General features: G+C 73.6%; 15 protein-coding genes. 5 read left to right on the forward strand and 10 right to left on the reverse strand.

Annotated features, from left to right (window positions below):
• Positions 1-154: 154 nt before the first annotated feature.
• From OJ254_RS05250 to OJ254_RS05255, 3 genes are read right to left on the reverse strand one after another with little or no spacing between them, the layout of a single operon-like run.
• Entirely contained in the window at positions 155-1078 is a 924-nt protein-coding gene (locus OJ254_RS05250; protein ID WP_265361441.1) for a helix-turn-helix domain-containing protein, read from the reverse strand.
• Positions 1075-1305, reverse strand: a complete 231-nt coding sequence (locus OJ254_RS30920; RefSeq protein WP_341483565.1) for a peptidoglycan-binding domain-containing protein — start codon at positions 1303-1305, stop codon at positions 1075-1077. Before OJ254_RS30920 ends, OJ254_RS05250 begins: the two co-directional genes overlap by 4 nt.
• Complete coding sequence (locus OJ254_RS05255) at positions 1302-1928, reverse strand: helix-turn-helix domain-containing protein (protein ID WP_341483566.1); 627 nt, start codon at positions 1926-1928, stop codon at positions 1302-1304. The genes OJ254_RS30920 and OJ254_RS05255 overlap by 4 nt, the downstream gene beginning before the upstream one ends.
• 491 nt (positions 1929-2419) lie before the next feature.
• Between OJ254_RS05255 and OJ254_RS05260 the strand changes: the two genes are divergently transcribed.
• A complete protein-coding gene (locus tag OJ254_RS05260) occupies positions 2420-2665 on the forward strand; it encodes a peptidase inhibitor family I36 protein (RefSeq protein ID WP_265361442.1) in 246 nt (81 codons plus the stop codon).
• Between the two features lie 82 nt (positions 2666-2747).
• On the opposite strand, the gene OJ254_RS05265 is transcribed toward OJ254_RS05260, so the two are convergent.
• Both OJ254_RS05265 and OJ254_RS05270 read right to left on the reverse strand, forming a co-directional pair.
• The gene (locus OJ254_RS05265) at positions 2748-3176 is read right to left on the reverse strand and encodes a DUF3017 domain-containing protein (protein WP_265361443.1); all 429 of its coding nucleotides are present in this window, start codon (positions 3174-3176) and stop codon (positions 2748-2750) included.
• A gap of 92 nt (positions 3177-3268) precedes the next feature.
• Positions 3269-4123, reverse strand: a complete 855-nt coding sequence (locus tag OJ254_RS05270) for a bifunctional methylenetetrahydrofolate dehydrogenase/methenyltetrahydrofolate cyclohydrolase (protein ID WP_261956101.1) — start codon at positions 4121-4123, stop codon at positions 3269-3271.
• 305 nt (positions 4124-4428) lie between these two features.
• Between OJ254_RS05270 and OJ254_RS05275 the strand changes: the two genes are divergently transcribed.
• Entirely contained in the window at positions 4429-5160 is a 732-nt protein-coding gene (locus OJ254_RS05275) for an RDD family protein (protein WP_265361444.1), read from the forward strand.
• 124 nt (positions 5161-5284) lie between these two features.
• Complete coding sequence (locus tag OJ254_RS05280) at positions 5285-5845, forward strand: hypothetical protein (protein ID WP_265361445.1); 561 nt, start codon at positions 5285-5287, stop codon at positions 5843-5845.
• Between the two features lie 66 nt (positions 5846-5911).
• On the opposite strand, the gene purH is transcribed toward OJ254_RS05280, so the two are convergent.
• Both purH and purN read right to left on the reverse strand, forming a co-directional pair.
• Positions 5912-7474, reverse strand: a complete 1563-nt coding sequence (purH, locus tag OJ254_RS05285) for a bifunctional phosphoribosylaminoimidazolecarboxamide formyltransferase/IMP cyclohydrolase (RefSeq protein WP_265361446.1) — start codon at positions 7472-7474, stop codon at positions 5912-5914.
• Positions 7471-8136, reverse strand: a complete 666-nt coding sequence (gene purN / locus OJ254_RS05290) for a phosphoribosylglycinamide formyltransferase (RefSeq protein ID WP_265361447.1) — start codon at positions 8134-8136, stop codon at positions 7471-7473. Before purN ends, purH begins: the two co-directional genes overlap by 4 nt.
• 260 nt (positions 8137-8396) lie before the next feature.
• Here purN and OJ254_RS05295 point away from each other — a divergent pair, with 260 nt between their 5' ends.
• Positions 8397-9296 (forward strand): hypothetical protein, encoded by a 900-nt coding sequence (locus OJ254_RS05295; RefSeq protein ID WP_265361448.1) that lies wholly within the window; start codon positions 8397-8399, stop codon positions 9294-9296.
• Between the two features lie 28 nt (positions 9297-9324).
• Here OJ254_RS05295 and OJ254_RS05300 read toward each other — a convergent pair whose 3' ends face one another.
• Positions 9325-10890, reverse strand: coding sequence for a cell division protein PerM (locus OJ254_RS05300; RefSeq protein ID WP_265361449.1), 1566 nt, complete (start codon positions 10888-10890; stop codon positions 9325-9327).
• A gap of 108 nt (positions 10891-10998) precedes the next feature.
• Here OJ254_RS05300 and OJ254_RS05305 point away from each other — a divergent pair, with 108 nt between their 5' ends.
• Entirely contained in the window at positions 10999-11850 is an 852-nt protein-coding gene (locus OJ254_RS05305; RefSeq protein ID WP_265361450.1) for a SigE family RNA polymerase sigma factor, read from the forward strand.
• Positions 11851-11996: 146 nt separating this feature from the next.
• Here the strand turns inward: OJ254_RS05305 and sucD are convergent, their stop codons facing one another.
• On the reverse strand, positions 11997-12881 hold the full coding sequence (gene sucD / locus OJ254_RS05310) for a succinate--CoA ligase subunit alpha (RefSeq protein WP_261956109.1): 885 nt from the start codon (positions 12879-12881) through the stop codon (positions 11997-11999).
• Between the two features lie 23 nt (positions 12882-12904).
• Positions 12905-14080: an ADP-forming succinate--CoA ligase subunit beta gene (sucC, locus tag OJ254_RS05315; RefSeq protein ID WP_265361451.1), complete on the reverse strand. Its 1176-nt coding sequence runs from the start codon at positions 14078-14080 to the stop codon at positions 12905-12907.
• Between the last annotated feature and the right edge of the window lie 340 nt (positions 14081-14420).

The raw sequence follows: 14420 nt of genomic DNA on the forward strand, positions 1-14420 counted from the left end.
TACGCGGCGCGACTCCCCCGGACCCGCCCTATTCACCCCCAGGAGGGACACCGCCAGCCAGGGGAACGTCCGCTTCCCGCTGGGCGCACGGGAGCATTCGGACCTGGGCAGCGCCTCCCGGGAGCGCCCCGCTCCGCCGTTCGCGCAGCGCGCCTCAGTGCCGGAAGCACTCGCGGGGGGCGCCGCCCGCCGGGTAGAGGCAGAGCCGGACGCCCCGCGGGCCGCGGGCCGCCACCATCGGGGTGACCAGGTAGCCCTCGGCGTCGAACCGGTCCCTGACCCGCACCGACCGCGGCAGGGCCCCCGGCGCGGTCACCTCGATGCGGTCCCCGATCCGGCCGCCGCGGAGCCGCCCCCAGGCGGCCGCGCACGCCGTGCCGTACCGGACCTGGACGTGCGCGCCGCGGGCGGTGGCGGCCTCGACGACCGTGTCCACCATCCCCTCGCCGCCGCAGAACATCGACTGCGGGTCCTTGCCGTCGCAGGACCGCCCGCGGCAGCCGGTCACCGCCGAGGACGTGGGCGCGGCGCTCGCGGCCGGGCCACCGCGGGCCTCCCCGGCCCGCTCCCCCGCCAGGAACGTCACCGCCACGGCCAGCGCCAACCCCCCGGCACCGGCCCCGGCCGCCGCGGCCACCACCCGCCGGCGCGTCCTCCGGGGCGGCGGGTGCGGCCGCTGCGGCGGTTCCGGCGGCACGGGGCGGGCCGGGACCTCCGGATCACCCACGGCGTCCCGCCCGGCCGCGGGCCCCGGCTCGACCGCGGCGTCCCGCTCGGCGGCGGCCTCCGCCCGGGCCGCGGCGGGCGCGGCCCGTCCGCTCCAGGCCGCGTCCGCCAGTTCCCACAGCGCCAGCAGCCGGCCGGCCGGTTCGCCCGCCAGCCGGCACAGCGCCTCCACGGCGTCCCGCGGCGGCAGCTTCTTGCCGTTGAGATAGCGCTCCCAGGAGGACTTGCTGTACGGGGTGCGGGCCGCGAGCGCGGCCAGGCTCAGACCCGTACGGCCGCGCAACTCCCGTAATCCGGCGGCCAGTCGGGAGCTCTCGACGCTCTCGCAGAGCTCGCTGCCCGGGCCGCTCACCGGCGCAGCACCTTCCAGGTGTCGGGGCCCACGATCCCGTCCGTGGGCAGCCCGGCGGCGGCCTGCAGCCGCTTGACGGCGCGCATGGTGTGCTCCCCGACGATGCCGTCCACCGGGCCCGGGTCGTAGCCCTGGTGGTTCAGCAGGCACTGCGCCTCCACGACCTCCCAGCCGGTCATGCCGCTGCCCAGGATCGCCGTGGCGGTGCGGCTGCGGTCGGCGGTCAACACGCCCGCGGTGCGCCGGACATGGCAGCGGAACGTCTCCCCGACGCGGTGGCGGAACGCCGGGTGGCGGCGGTGGTGGTCCGGCCGGCGGAGGCGGGGCCGGTCCCGCGGCCGTCGCCGTCGTCCTGCCACGGCCGGACGGCCACCAGCACCGCCGCGGCGACCGCGAGCACGACCAGCCCGCCGAGCAGGGCGAGCCGCCCGCGCCGCAGCCACGGACGGCCGGGCGCCGCAACGGGCGCGGGGCCGGCCCCGGTTACGGGTGCGGGGATGGCGAGTTCGTCCTCAGCTATGGGTGTGGGGGTGGCGGGTCCGTCCTCCTCGGGGGCGGCGGCCCCGGGCGGCGCCGCCCGTTCCGCGCCCCACGCCTGTGCGGCGACCTCGTGCAGTGCCAGCAGCCGGGTCGCGTCGGCGTCACAGATCCGCGCCAGCGCCTCCACCGCCTCCCGCGGCGGCAGCTTCTTGCCGTTGAGATAGCGCTCCCACGACGACTTGCTGTAGGCGGTCTTGGCGGCGAGCGAGGCCAGGCTCAGCCCGCTGTGGTCCTTCAGCCTCCGCAGCTGTACGACGAGCTGCCGCACCCGATGGTCCAGTGTTTCGGGCAGCCCTTTCCAACGCGGCATGTTCCACCCCATACGCGTGTGCTTGTCCCCCGAGGCCAGCAGCCCCCTATGGCGCCGATGATGGCCCGGATGCGCCCTCCGGTTTCCCTTTTTACTCTTTCCGCACGGTATCCGGACATGCGTACCGCCTCCTTCCTCCTCGTCCGCCGTCCCACCGCGGCGTCTGCGGATCCGACGTCCCCGCAGGTCAGCGGCTGGGACGTCCCAGGGGATCCCCATCGGTCCGGAGTCTGTGGCGGCCGCGCGGACCGGGGGCGCACAGTCGGTGACGCACCACGGCGGCGCGGTCCACCCCGCGCCGCCTCCTGGCCACCTACGGGGAGGAACCCGACCATGAACGCTCGCAAGCGCCTCGCCCTCACCGCGGCCGCCGCGGCCGTCTCCGGGGGGCTCGCGCTGGCACCGGCCGTCGCCAGCGCCGCCCCCGCACCCGCGAAGCAGGGCTCGGCCACCGTCCTGCGGGCACCGAGCAACTGCCCCCGCGGCTACCTGTGCGTCTACCCCGGCCCAACTACAAGGGGACGCCGAAGAAGGTCGCCGGCAACAACCGTGACCTGCGGCACTACGGCGGCGCCTTCGCCAACCCGTGGTCGGCGTACAACAACGGCACCCGCTGCAACGTGACGGTCTACGAGAAGACCGGCTACCACGGCCGCCACTACAAGCTGAACCGCGGCACCGGCTGGAAGCTCATCGGCAACAACCTCCTCAGCATCTACTCGGACAAGTGGTGCTGAGGCCCTGAGCACGCGGCGGCGGCCCGTCCTTCCACGGGGGAAGGGGCGGGCCGCCGCCGTGCCGTGCGCCGCGGGTGCCGCGTCAGCGCACGGTGAAGTGCACGATGTCGTCCAGGAACGGGACGTGGATCCACGGCTTGGGCTGCACCATCATCGACAGCACCACGATCACGAAGCCGAGCCCGCCGTACGTGGCCAGGTCCGTGAAGCGGGAGCGCACCGCGAGCATGCCGACCGACGGCAGCGCCCAGCGCAGCGCGGCCCCGCCCAGCAGGGACAGCCCGACGATCAGCGTGCCGATGCGGAACGCGTCGAACGCGACCAGCAGCAGTCCGACGGCGACCCCGCCCATGACCGTGAGCAGCGGCCACTGCCGGGCGGGCGCGGAGTGCTCGCCGGAAGCGGCTCGTCCGCCGCCCTCCGGCCGGGCCGTGTCGCGGGTCAGCGTCGGGAAGCGGCGGGAGGAGCGCTGCGGCTCGGAGGCGCCGTCCGAATGCGCTTCGGCTGGCATGGCTGGCAGTCCCTTCGGTGTCCTGGTCCGGCGGTCCGCCCGGCCGTCCGCGGCCGGGCCTGACCTCTTCGAGGGTACGGGCAACGCGCGGCTCAGCCGGCCGCGCGCTCGGCCGCCTCGACGACGTTGACCAGCAGCTGGGCACGGGTCATCGGGCCGACGCCGCCGGGGTTGGGGGCGACCCAGCCGGCCACCTCCGCCACGCCGGGGTGCACATCGCCGACGATCTTGCCCTGCTCGTCCCGGCTCACGCCGACGTCCAGGACGGCCGCGCCGGGCTTGACGTCCTCCGGCTTGATGATGTGCGGCACACCGGCCGCGGCGACGATGATGTCGGCCTGCCGCAGGTGCGCGGAGAGGTCGCGGGTGCCGGTGTGGCACTGGGTCACGGTCGCGTTCTCGGACTTGCGGGTGAGCACCAGCGGCATCGGGCGGCCGATGGTGATGCCCCGGCCGACCACGACGACGTGGGCGCCCTTGATCTCGACCTCGTGGCGGCGCAGCAGCTGGACGATGCCGTACGGGGTGCACGGCAGCGGGCCCTCGATGCCGAGCACCAGCCGGCCCAGGCTCATCGGGTGCAGCCCGTCGGCGTCCTTGGCCGGGTCCATCAGCTCCAGCACGCGGTTGGCGTCGATGCCCTTGGGGAGCGGGAGTTGGACGATGTAGCCGGTGCAGGCCGGGTCCTCGTTCAGCTCGCGGACGACCGCCTCGATCTCCTCCTGGGTGGCGGTCTCCGGCAGTTCGCGCTGGATCGAGGCGATGCCGACCTGTGCGCAGTCGCGGTGCTTGCCGTTGACGTACCAGCGGCTGCCGGGGTCGTCGCCGACCAGGAGGGTGCCCAGGCCGGGCTGGACGCCCTTGGCCTTCAGGGCCTCGACGCGGGCGGCGAGCTCGGACTTGATAGCGGCTGCGGTGGCCTTGCCATCCAGAATCTGGGCAGTCATGTCTCCATCCTCCCGGATGAGGGCGGTCACGTTCCAATCAGGGCGCGCGCGGAGCCCGCGCGCGCGGTCGTGCGGCGGCCCGCGCCGAGCCCCATCAGCCCCCGCAGAAACCGGACATGATATGGCCGGAAGTGATCATTGCACTTGGACAACGGCTCCGCTATCTGACTGGACAGAGTCAAGGCCCACCTAGAAGGATTGACGCCGCAGTGCCGCAGGCATCGTCGGGGGCGGGCCAGTGAAACCTGTTTTTCCTCCGAGTCACGCTGCGTCGTCCCCACTGACCCAACGGAGGAAAACACCACATGAGTTTCGGCGACCCGAACAACCCGTACGGCCAGCCGCCGCAGGCCCCGCAGGCGCCCTACGGGCAGCAGCCCCCGGTGCCCCCGCAGGGCGGCCCCGGCTACGGCTACCCGCAGCAGCCGCAGGCCCCGCAGCAGCCGTACGGTTACCCCCAGCAGGGTCAGGTCCCGCCGCAGCAGCCCTACGGCGGCTACCCGCAGCAGGCGGGCTACGCCATGCCGGGCATGCCGCAGGGTTACGCGAGCTGGGGCGCGCGCGTGGGCGCCTACCTCATCGACTACCTGATCGTGGGTCTGCTCCCGACGATCCTGTACTTCGTCGCCCTGGCCATGTCCGCGAGCGCCGCGACGGTCACGCCGGACACCTCGTCCTGCCCGCCCGGTGACATCCAGTGCATCAGCGACGCCTACAACAAGGCCGCGGACAGCGCCACTCCGGTCGGCTCGTTCGTGCTCATCGCGATCGCCGGTCTGATCGCCCTGGCCGCCGGTCTGTTCGTGCTCGCCAAGGAAGGCAGCACCGGCCAGACCCCGGGCAAGAAGGCCCTCGGCATCCGCCTCGTCAAGGAGGCGACCGGCCAGCCGATCGGCTTCGGTATGGCCTTCGTCCGCAAGCTGTGCCACATCCTCGACGGGTTCTGCTGCCTGGGCTACCTGTGGCCGCTGTGGGACGAGAAGTCGCAGACGTTCGCCGACAAGATCGCCGGCACGGTGGTCGTCAAGTCCCAGTAAGGCACCGGCATTCCGGCCGGGGCCCCGCCCCGGCCGGACCTGCGTCACTCCCCGAAGGCCCCCTCGCAACAGCGCGATCGGGGCCTTCGCGGGCTCCGTTCAAGTCGCTTGAAGGACACCGCCCGTGAGCTACCCCAATCAGAACCCCTACGGCCCGCCTCCGGGCCAGCAGCCCGGCTACGGCTATCCCCAGCAGCCGCCGCAGCCCTCGCCGTACGGCCCGTACCCGGGCGGCCCGATGCCCGCCATGCAGCCGCAGTACCCGACGGTGATGCCCGGCGGCGTCAAGGCCGCGCGGGTGATGCTGTTCGTGCTGGCCGGGCTGAACCTCATCGGCCTGGTCCTCGCCGTGATGGGGCTGGGCGGCGTCAGCAAGGCGTCGCACAACACCTCGGCGTACACCACCAGTGACGACATCACGGCGATGAACATCGGCAAGGGCCTGCTGATCGCGGTCATCGTGGTCATCGTGATCTTCACCGTGACCGCGATCACCCTGGCCGCGCAGTTCGCCAACGGCGGTTCCGGCGTCCGCACCGGCACCATCGTCTTCGGCGTGGGCAACATCATCCTGAGCCTGCTCACCTTCCCGCTCGGCCTGGTCCACACGGTCCTGGGCATCCTGGTGCTGGTCTTCGTCTCGAAGGACGAGGGCAACGCCTGGTTCAGCCGGCCGCGTTACTGACCGCGCCGCACACACGGCGGAGGGCCGCACCCCGGACGGGGTGCGGCCCTCCGGCCGTTTCGGCGCTCAGTGGAAGAAGTGCCGGGCGCCGGTGAAGTACATCGTCACGCCGGCCTTCTTGGCGGCCTCGACGACCAGCTCGTCGCGGATCGAACCGCCCGGCTGGACGATCGCCCGGACACCGGCCGCGATGAGGATCTCCGGGCCGTCCGGGAACGGGAAGAAGGCGTCGGAGGCCGCGTACGAGCCCCGGGCGCGCTCCTCGCCGGCCCGCTCGACGGCCAGCTTGCAGGAGTCGACGCGGTTGACCTGGCCCATGCCGACGCCCACCGAGGCGCCGTCCTTGGCGAGCAGGATCGCGTTGGACTTCACCGCGCGGCAGGCCTTCCAGGCGAACGCCAGCTCGGCCAGCTGCTCCGGCGCCAGCGCCTCGCCGGCCGCCAGCGTCCAGTTGGCCGGGTCGTCGCCGTCGGCCTGGAGGCGGTCGGTGACCTGAAGCAGCGCACCGCCGTCGATCTGCTTGACCTCGACCGGGGCGGCCGGGGCGCCCTCGGCGCGGAGCACCCGGATGTTCTTCTTCCGGGCGAGGATCTCGACCGCGCCGTCCTCGTAACCGGGCGCCACGATGACCTCGGTGAAGATCTCGGCGACCTGCTCGGCCAGCGCCACCGTCACCGGGCGGTTCACGGCGATCACGCCGCCGTACGCGGAGACCGGGTCGCAGGCGTGCGCCTTGCGGTGCGCCTCGGCGACGTCCGCGCCGACCGCGATGCCGCACGGGTTGGCGTGCTTGATGATGGCCACACACGGCTCGGCGTGGTCGTACGCGGCCCGGCGCGCGGCGTCGGTGTCCGTGTAGTTGTTGTACGACATCTCCTTGCCGTGCAGCTGCTCGGCCTCGGCCAGCCCGCCCTCGCCGGTCACGTACAGCGCGGCGCCCTGGTGCGGGTTCTCGCCGTAGCGCAGCACGTTCTTGCGCGCGTAGGTCGCACCGAGGAAGTCCGGGAAGCCGCTGTCGTCGGCGGCCGCGTAGTCGTCGGCGAACCAGGAGGCGACCGCCACGTCGTAGGCGGCGGTGTGCTGGAACGCCTCCGCGGCCAGCCGCTTGCGGGCGGTCAGGTCGAAGCCGCCGTCACGGACCGCGGCGAGCACGTCGGCGTACCGGGCCGGGCTGGTGACGACCGCGACCGAGGGGTGGTTCTTGGCGGCGGCGCGGACCATCGAGGGGCCGCCGATGTCGATCTGCTCGACGCACTCGTCGGGGGTGGCGCCGGAGGCGACGGTCTCCCGGAACGGGTAGAGGTTCACGATGACCAGATCGAACGGCTCCACGCCCAGCTCCGCCAGCTGCTGCCGGTGGGCGTCCAGGCGCAGGTCGGCCAGGATGCCGGCGTGCACCTTCGGGTGCAGGGTCTTGACCCGGCCGTCGAGGCACTCGGGGAAGCCCGTCAGCTCCTCGACCTTGGTGACCGGCACCCCGGCGGCGGCGATCTTCCCGGCCGTCGACCCGGTGGAGACGAGCTCGACGCCCGCCGCGTGCAGGCCCTGCGCCAGCTCCTCCAGCCCGGACTTGTCGTAGACGCTGACCAGCGCGCGGCGGATGGGCCGCTTCGTACCTTCGGCGGTCACGAGATACGTACCTTTCGTCCCTCAATGCGGTAGCCGTGCCGGGCCAGGTGCCCCACGACCTCGACGAGCAGCGATCGCTCGACTTCCTTGATGCGCTCATGCAGCGCGGCTTCATCGTCCTCGTCCCGGATCTCGACCACGCTCTGCGCGATGATCGGGCCGGTGTCGACGCCGTCGTCGACGAAGTGGACGGTGCATCCGGTGACCTTCGCGCCGTACGCGAGCGCGTCGCGCACGCCGTGGGCACCGGGAAAACTCGGCAGCAGCGCCGGATGGGTGTTGACGGTCCGGCCGCCGAAACGGGCCAGGAACTCCTTGCCCAGGATCTTCATGAAGCCGGCCGACACCACCAGGTCCGGCTCGTACGCGGCGGTCGCCGCGGTCAGCGCGGCATCCCACTCCGCGCGGCTGCCGTGGTCCTTGACCCGGCAGACGAAGGTCGGCAGGCCCGCCTTCTCGGCCCGCTCCAGGCCCGCGATGGCACCGCGGTCCGCGCCCACCGCCACGATCTCGGCGCCGTACTCCTCGGCTCCGCGGGCGGCGATGGCGTCCAGCAGGGCCTGAAGGTTCGTGCCGGAACCGGAGACGAGCACGACGATCCGCGCCGGACGGGTGGGCCCGGCGGGTCGGGCGGACGGGGCGGGGGGCGGGGACGAAGCCACGGCGGGGCTCTTTCTCGATCTCGCGTGCGGTGAGCTCACATGCTTTGTGTGGTCGCACAAGGCCGCGGGTACCGCAAATCCGGGGAACCCTACGAAGGCGCCGACCGTCAGCAACGATACCGGCACACCGAGCGGCCCCCGCGGGACGGGGGCGAGGACGGGAGGTAGCGTCGGGCGTGAGACCGCACGCAGTTCGTGGTATCCGGCCGCCGGTCGCGAAGGCCCGCGTACGGACGAGACAAGGGGAAGACACACTCCAGATGACGGACCGACGCCGCCGCGCGGCCCTCCTGCTCCCTCCCCCGGCCACCGCCGGGAGGTACCCCCGGCCCACCACCACCCCCGGGATGGTGGTGCTGCCGCGCGGCCGCATGGCGTCGTCCTCCGGTCCGTCCTCGCCGGACCCCGACCGCGACAACCCCTTCGCGCCGCCGCCGGCCGGTGCCCCCGACCAGGAATGGCGGCCCCGGCACCCGGCCCCGTACGCCAACGGGCAGGGGCAGGGCCAGGATCAGGGAGAGGGGCAGGGGCAGGACGGCGGCGACCGGCCGCAGCCGGGACCGGACGAGCCGGCGCCGAGCTGGGGCAGCCAGTGGAGCCCCCGGCAGCCGGGCCGGCAGAACGGCGGCTTCGGCACCCGCCCGGGCCGCAACGGCCAGCCCGGCGGCGGCCCCGGCGGCCCCGGCAACCTCCGCTGGGACCCCACCGACCCGGCCCAGCGCCGGGCCCGGTACGCCCTGCTGGCCGGCATGTGGGCGTTCTTCTTCGTGCTCTTCAGCCTCTCCGAGGTCGCCCTGCTGCTCGGCGCGCTGGCGATCTACTGGGGCATCAGCGCGCTGCGCGCCAAGCCGGACCCGGCGAAGGCCACCGCCTCGGCGACCACCGCCGCCATGGAGGGCCGCCCCGCCCCGCACCAGCCGCCCGCCCAGGGCCCGCGCCCCGGCGCGCCGGGCAGCACCCGGCCGCAGGTCACCGCGGCCGTCGGGGGCCTGGTCACCGCCTCGCTCGCGCTGATGCTGGTGGCCGCGACGTTCACCGTCCAGATCGTCTACCGCGACTACTTCACCTGCGTGAACGACGCTCTGACGCAGTCCTCCGGCAAGTCCTGCGAGAAGCTGCTGCCGAAGGAACTGCGCCCGCTGCTGAGCGTGGATCAGTAACGCGGCACACGGCGACCGACCCGGTCGCTCAGCGCTTGGGAGCCGCGGCGGCCGCCGCCGTGCCGTCGGTCGCCGCCTTGCCGTCGGCCGTCTCCTTGTCGTCGGCCGCCGTTTTTCCTTCTGTTGCGGTTGCTGTCGCTGCGGCGGCTGCGGCTGCTTTTGCGGCTGCCGTTTCCGTTTCCGTTGCTGCCTTTCCGTCCGTCGGCGCCGCCTCGTCGGTCGTCGCCCTGGCGCCGTCCGCCGGTGCCGTCCCCCGGGCGCGCCGGAGCTGCCAGAAGCGCGCGGCGAGGGCGCCGGGGACGCCGGTGAGGGCGGTCCAGGCGGCCGCCGCGAGGCCGGTGCGCCAGCCGCTCGGGCCGAACGCGGCGAGCGCGCCGTGCCCCAGCGCCCCGCCGGCCAGACCTGCCAGCACCGCCGCGCCGACGCCGCACAGCACGGCCGCGTACGCCGCGACACCGGCCGTCCGCCGCCACGGCCAGGGCCCCGGCCAGGACGTGGACCAGGACGTCGGCCAGGGACCGTCCGCGGAGCCGGAGTCGCTCGCCATACGGGCCACCGAGCGGGCGAGCCAGATCCCGGCGGCCACCGGAAGGACGGCCACCGCCCAGGTCAGCGGCGTGCCCGGGCCCACCTCCGGCACCCCGCCGAGCAGCGGCAGCCGCGGCACCGGGGGGTGCGCCGAGGCGACCAGCGGGCCGATCGTGCTCCCCGCGCCCAGCGTGAAGCCCGGGCCCAGCCCGTAGGCGGCGCCCCAGACCGCCGCGTTCGGGAGCAGCAGCAGGCACAGCAGCAGCACCGTGGCGCGGCTCGCCCAGTCCGGTGCGAGCGTCAGGAGGTCGTCGCGCACCCGGCCGCCGTGCACCGCGAGCCCGACGAGGGTGAGCAGGGCGCCGCCCGCCAGCAGCGCCACGAGGCCCGCGCCGGCGGCCCGGCGGGCGGCGGCGAGCCGGTTGCCGCCGAGGGCGCTCCGCAGTCGGCGCGGCACCTTCGCCACGGCCCGCCGGACGCCCGCGGGCAACAGGGCGGCACCGCCGTGCCCCAGGACCCGCCAGGTGGTGACGGCCATCGTGGCGACGGCGGTGCCCGGGACGTACAGCAGCGCGCTGAGCGGGTCGGCGGCCAGCCGGCCGGCCGAGGCGTACCCCAGGGCGGCGCCCGCGACCAGCAGGTATCCGGCGAGCAGCGCGCCGAGCAGGGTGCGCGGCGCGGTCGGGCCGGCCGCCGGACCGGGGTCGTCCGCGGTGGCCAGGGTGTGCCGGGCGGCCCGGTGCAGCAGCCACACCGGCAGGACGGCGAGCAGCAGCGGGGTGACCGCGGCCGGTGCCGGCACGGCCGAGTGCGGCACGTCCCGTACGAGGTCCCCGCCGTGCGCCAGCAGCCACAGGTCCGCGGCGAGGTGCAGCGCCCGGGACAGGCTGGTGTCGGGGTAGGGGGCGGCGACCCACAGCAGCAGCACCGCGACCGTCAGCGCGCCGAGGCCGAGGCCGGCGGCGGTCACCCCGCCGAGGAAGGCGGCGCCGAGCGCGGAGGAGTGCCGGGTCGCGGTCCGGCCGGACGGGGAGCATGCGGGGCCGCTGCCGAGGTACTCGCTCACGCCGCCATGCTGTCAAGAAAGCGAAATTCCACCACGTACCGGCGAAATGATCGTCGTGTCGCACGTGTCGCGGCTGATGGGGGTTCGCGGCTTTCCACACTGCTGTGCATGACCGCGCACGCCTCCCCGCCCACTGCCGGGCGGTCCCCCGCCGCCACCGCCTTCGACGCGCTGCACACCCGTCACGCCGCCGCCCTGACCCGGCAGGCGCATCTGCTCACCGGGCAGCCACGGCTCGCCCGGCGGGCCGTGGAACACGGCTTCCACCTGGCCTGGCAGCGGTGGCCGGAGGTCGCGGTGGCCCCGGATCCGGCGGGCTGGGTGCGGGCCGCGGTGTACGACCACGCGCTGCGGCCGTGGCACCGCCTGGTGCCGGGAGGACGGGCGGGCGGCAGGCTGGGGCCCCCGGACGACGCGGACCGTGCGCTGCGGGAGGCGATCACCGCGCTGCCCGCCCCGTACCGGCGGGTGCTGCTGCTGCACGACGGCCTCGGGCTCGGGCTGTACGCGACCGCGGCGGAGGTCGAGGCCAGCACCCGGGCCGCGGCCGGCCGGCTCACCCACGCCCGGGACCTGCTCGCCGCCCGGCTGCCCGGACTGGGCCTCGCCGGGCAGCCACCGGCGCGGCAGGGCGAGATCCTGCGGGACCGGCTGGCCGCCCTCCTCACCGGCCCGGCGGACGACGGGGCCGCCACCGGGGAGCCGCCGCCGACCGGTGCGCAGGTACGGGCCGGAGGCGAGCGCAGCGCCCGCCGGACGACCCGGGCCGTGTTCGGGTCGACCGGGCTGTTCGCGCTGGTCACCCTGTCCGTCGCGGTCGCCGCGCCGGACCACTACGCCGCGCTGCCGGTGCCGCCCGTCGCCAAGGCACCGGCCAACCGTGAGCCCGGCTCCGGCACGTCCCGGGCCGTGCACCGCACCCCGCCGGACCAGGCCCGGCTGCTGCCCGAGGTGCGCTGACCCCCGCCGGAAAAACGGGCGCGGGCCCGCACCCACCAGGGGTACGGGCCCGCGTCCGGTTGCACGGCGAGCACTGCGCCGCAGGACGGGTCCGGCGGTGCCGACGCCGCGAGGACCGGCAGTGTGTCTGCCGGGCTCGGCCGAGGTCAGCCGACGAGGATCTCGCGGGCCAGCCGCGCGGTCTCCGACGGTGTCTTGCCGACCTTGACGCCGGCGGCCTCCAGGGCCTCCTTCTTCGCCTGGGCGGTGCCGGAGGAGCCGGAGACGATGGCGCCGGCGTGGCCCATGGTCTTGCCCTCGGGCGCGGTGAAGCCCGCGACGTAGCCGACGACCGGCTTGGTGACGTTGGCCTTGATGAAGTCGGCCGCACGCTCCTCGGCGTCGCCGCCGATCTCGCCGATCATCACGATCAGGTCGGTCTCCGGGTCGGCCTCGAACGCGGCGAGCGCGTCGATGTGCGTGGTGCCGATGACCGGGTCACCGCCGATGCCGACGGCCGACGAGAAGCCGATGTCGCGGAGCTCGTACATCATCTGGTAGGTCAGCGTGCCGGACTTCGACACCAGGCCGATGCGGCCGGGCTTGGTGATGTCGCCCGGGATGATGCCGGCGTTGGACTGGCCGGGGGTGATCAGGCCGGGGCAGTTCGGGCCGATGATGCGGGTCTTGTTGCCCTTGGACTTCGCGTACGCCCAGAAGGCGGCGGAGTCGTGGACCGCGATGCCCTCGGTGATCACGACGGCCAGCGGGATCTCGGCGTCGATCGCCTCGACGACGGCGGCCTTGGCGAAGGCCGGCGGGACGAAGAGCACGGAGACGTTGGCGCCCGTCTTCTCCATCGCTTCGGCGACGGAGCCGAAGACCGGGACCTCGGTGCCGTCGAAGTCGACGGAGGTGCCGGCCTTGCGCGGGTTGACACCGCCGACGATGTTGGTGCCGTCACCCAGCATCAGCTTGGTGTGCTTCATGCCCGTGGCACCGGTCATGCCCTGGACGATGACCTTGCTTTCCTTGGTGAGGAAGATAGCCATGGTTGTTAGTGTCCTCGTCCCTCTTACTTAGCGGCCAGCTCGGCGGCCTTGTCGGCCGCGCCGTCCATGGTGTCCACACGCTGCACCAGCGGGTGGTTGGCCTCCGACAGGATCTGGCGGCCCAGCTCCGCGTTGTTGCCGTCGAGGCGGACGACCAGGGGCTTGGAGACCTCTTCGCCCTTGGACTTGAGCAGCTCCAGGGCCTGCACGATGCCCTTGGCGACCTCGTCACAGGCGGTGATGCCACCGAAGACGTTGACGAACACGGACTTCACGTCCGGGTCGCCGAGGATGATCTCCAGGCCGTTCGCCATGACCTCGGCGGAGGCGCCGCCACCGATGTCGAGGAAGTTGGCGGGCTTGACGTTGTTGTGGTTCTCGCCGGCGTAGGCGACGACGTCCAGGGTGCTCATGACGAGACCCGCGCCGTTGCCGATGATGCCGACCTGGCCGTCGAGCTTGACGTAGTTCAGACCCTTGGCCTTGGCCGCAGCCTCGAGCGGGTTGGCTGCGTCCTTGTCCTCCAGCGCGTCGTGCTCCGGCTGGCGGAACTCGGCGTTGGCGTCCAGCGACACCTTGCCGTCGAGGGCGAGGACGTCACCGCTGGCGACCTTGGCGAGCGGGTTGACCTCGACGAGGAGCGCGTCCTCGGCGACGAAGGTCTTCCACAGGGTGACGAGGACCTCGGCGACCTGCTCGGCGACCTCGGCCGGGAACTGCGCCTGGGCGACGATCTCGCGGGCCTTCTCGATGGAGACGCCCTCGTTGGCGTCGACCGGGACCTTGGCGAGCTTCTCGGGGGTCGTCGCGGCGACCTCCTCGATGTCCATGCCGCCCGCCACCGAGGCCATGGCCAGGAAGGTGCGGTTGGTGCGGTCGAGGAGGTACGAGACGTAGTACTCCTCAGCGATCTCCGGCGCGGTCTCGGCGATCATCACCTTGTGGACCGTGTGGCCCTTGATGTCCATGCCGAGGATGTCCGTCGCGCGGGCGACGGCCTCGTCCGGGGTCGCGGCCAGCTTGACGCCACCGGCCTTGCCGCGGCCGCCGACCTTCACCTGCGCCTTGACGACGGACTTGCCGCCCAGCCGCTCGGTCGCCTCGCGGGCCGCCTCAGGCGTGTCGATGACTTCACCGGCCAGCACCGGTACACCGTGCTTGGCGAAGAGGTCCCTCGCCTGGTACTCGAACAGGTCCACGCGCGTCCGTCCCTTGTCTTCTCAGAATCGCCGTAGTGATCGCGGAAGGTTGTCTGCGATGGGCGTGCCGCGAAGGGCAACGTGACGGCGCTGTCACAGGGGAGGCGTATACACGGTGTCCGGATACGCGGCATGTCCGTCTCGCAGGTTATCGCCGCAGGACCTGAGGCCCTAAATCGCAGATCACACTCCAGCGGTGATTACGGTCACAGATCCTTTGGCCACGCTCGGTCTCCGTCCGGTTTTCGGCAGGTCGGCCGAGGGATTGATCCGCACCGGGGCGGAACTGCCCCGTCCTCTCAACTCTCCCCGCGGGTACGTGAGTTGATCACTCGCGCGG

Source organism: Streptomyces endophytica (assembly GCF_026153355.1).
GTDB lineage: Bacteria > Actinomycetota > Actinomycetes > Streptomycetales > Streptomycetaceae > Streptomyces > Streptomyces endophytica.